1 protein-coding gene is annotated in these 579 nt (G+C 65.8%); it reads right to left on the bottom strand.

Translation table 11 applies throughout. From position 1 onward, the window contains the following. A partial coding sequence (locus ON21_RS03845) for an AMP-binding protein (RefSeq protein ID WP_039795367.1) occupies positions 1-579 on the bottom strand: 579 nt, incomplete at both ends.

Here is a 579-nt window from a genome sequence, read left to right as displayed (position 1 = left end):
ACGTCAGCGAGGCGGCGATGGTGGTTTCGCTGAGCCCGTATCCGTTGAACACGGCACGGTCGCGGCTCCAGCGTTCGACCAGTTCGGCGCCGAAGTTCTCGCCGCCGACCGCCAGATATCTCAAATCCGGTAGTGGCGTGCGAGTGGGGTCGACGGTCGACAACACCGAAGGCGTGAGGAGGGCGTGGCTGACCCGCTCGCGTGCGAGCAGTTCGCCGAGGTCGTCGCCGCCGTTGACGTCACTGGGCGCGATGACCATCGTTGCGCCTGTGCACAATGCCGCCAGCAATTCCAGAATCGACACATCGAAGCTCGGCGAAGACGAATGCAGGACCCGAGAAGACGGCTCGATGCACAGGGTGTCCCGGTGCTCGGCGGTGCAGTCGGCGAGTCCGCGGTGGGTGACCGCGACGCCTTTGGGGATCCCGGTCGATCCGGAGGTGTAGATGACGTAGGCGAGGTCGTCGGCGCGCAGCGGGCGTACCCGTTCGGCGTCGGTGATGGGTTGGGTGTCGGTGTGGGTGGTGGTGGTGTCGAGGGTGATCCAGTGGATGTGTTGGGGGAGGTGTTGGTGGTGGG

The sequence above is a fragment of the Nocardia araoensis NBRC 100135 genome, assembly GCF_000308435.1.
GTDB classification, from domain to species: domain Bacteria; phylum Actinomycetota; class Actinomycetes; order Mycobacteriales; family Mycobacteriaceae; genus Nocardia; species Nocardia araoensis.
This window is presented reverse-complemented; position numbering and strand designations above follow the sequence as displayed.